General features: G+C 60.5%; 2 protein-coding genes. Both read right to left on the bottom strand.

What is annotated here, in order from left to right:
* Window positions 1-60: 60 nt before the first annotated feature.
* Window positions 61-921 (bottom strand): hypothetical protein, encoded by an 861-nt coding sequence (locus H8S11_RS13680; RefSeq protein ID WP_147571170.1) that lies wholly within the window; start codon window positions 919-921, stop codon window positions 61-63.
* A 44-nt stretch (window positions 922-965) separates the two neighbouring features.
* The coding region (locus tag H8S11_RS13675; RefSeq protein WP_186853530.1) for a fumarylacetoacetate hydrolase family protein at window positions 966-1782 on the bottom strand (817 nt) is incomplete at its 5' end.

Here is a 1782-nt window from a genome sequence, read left to right as displayed (position 1 = left end):
AGGGGCGGGCCGCCCGGCCGTCGCGTGTGACGACCGAGGCGGCCCTAAAAGTCAGCGATATTACTTCTTGATGCCCCGCTTCTTCATCCAGTCAGGCAGTTGGTCAGGCTGCAGGCCATTGTAGCGGCAGCCAGGATACCGGCAATTAGAGCAGTTGCCCTTGTTGCCCTTGACAGGGGGCTCGCCCTTGATCTCCTTCTCCAAATAGTCCACCAGAGCCTTGATGTCCGCCTCATCGCCGTCCACAGCCCAGTAGTGGGCGCCCTCGTTTCCGCCGATGCCGCCGGCGCAAACTACCTTGGCCTCGCAGTTGAACATCATCTTGATGGCCTCCACCTCGGTGACGATGTCGGCGCTGGACAGGCAGTACAGGCCGGGGTCGGCACCCATGGAGATGTCGATATGGTTGGCGCCGCCCAGAGCGCGGCTGGCGGCGGGCACACTGGGCACCATCTTCTCATAGCCCACAGGGCAGATCCACTTCAGGCCCTTGCTGGTCATATAGCCGATGAAGTTGGGCACGGTGCCGCCATTGAAGCCGGAGGTGATGATGCCCACATGGCCATCCTGGTCAAAGGCGTTGGCGCCCTTGATGATGACGGTGTCAGCGTGGTAGTCCTGAAGGGCCTCGTCGATCTTCTTATCCACAGGCTGTCCCTTATAGAATACGTTGGGGAAGCTCTTGCGGCTGGAGGGCTCAGTGACGCAGAGCATTCCATCGGTGCTGTTGCCCACCGTGCACAGTCCGGGCTCGATGGACTTATCGCCCAGCAGTTCCTGGGCGATGAAGGCGTTGGTGGTGCCGCCGGCCAGCAGCACATAGGCCTCCTTCCATGCCTTCTGGAATTCAGGCATCTGGATGACCGTCTTGGCGATCAGACGGCGGGCCTCAGCGGGAGTTAAAACAAAGGTGGCTTTCATGGGTTTCATCCTCCTTACAGAATTGGCAATACTTAAGTACAGATTCAGGCTTTCTCAGGGTGCTTCTTCAAGTCTACAACGGGGTTCACCAGGGGTTCCATCTCAAAGCCGTCGGGACCGTAGATCCGGCACTCGGCCATGTCCCCGTCGTTGATCTCAAAGGCGCGGGGGGTGCCGGTGGACAGAATGTCGCCGGCGTACCAGCCCTGGATGCTGCTGTGCAGGGACACCAGCCGGGCCGGACGGTGGGTCATGTTGCTCACCAGATTTTTGGCGTATACCTCGCCGTTGCGCACGGACTGGACCTCCAGCTTCAGCACGTCGGGCACCTCATCGGGTGTGACCAGCTGGGGACCGAAGGAGAAGAAGGTGGGGAAGTTTTTCACGATACACAGGTAGCGGGGGTTGCCGCTGACATAGTCGTTGCCCTTCAGGATGGACTCCTCGGTCATGTCCAGGATGGTGGTATAGCCCACGATGGCGTCCTGCCAGTTCTCCTCGGACACATCGCGGCAGTCCTTGCCCATGATGATCCCCAGCTCCGCCTCGGCGGTAGTCTTCTGGGCTTCCTTCAGAGTAGGAAGCTTGATTTCATCGGCGGGGCCAATCAGAGTGTCAGCCATCTTAAAGAAGCTGCCGGGGAACCCGGTGGGGGCGGCAGAGCCGATGTCGCCGGCATGGTCTACATAGTTCAGCCCGATGCCGAAGATCCGCTTCGGGTTGCGGTACAGGGGGGCATAGACCACCTGGTCAGCGGGGACAAGGCCGGGGATGGACTCCAGCTCCTCCTTACCGCCGGCGTTATACCAGGCGGTCAGGCCGGGGATCTGCTGCTCCTGGATCAGGGACAGCATATCGGTC

Source organism: Flintibacter hominis (genome assembly GCF_014287965.1).
In the GTDB taxonomy this organism is placed as follows: domain Bacteria; phylum Bacillota; class Clostridia; order Oscillospirales; family Oscillospiraceae; genus Lawsonibacter; species Lawsonibacter aceti.
This window is presented reverse-complemented; position numbering and strand designations above follow the sequence as displayed.

Bases quoted from the DNA above. Each gene is read 5' to 3' on its own strand.
- H8S11_RS13680 (WP_147571170.1), bottom strand. From the start codon at position 921: ATGAAAGCCACCTTTGTTTTAACTCCCGCTGAGGCCCGCCGTCTGATC.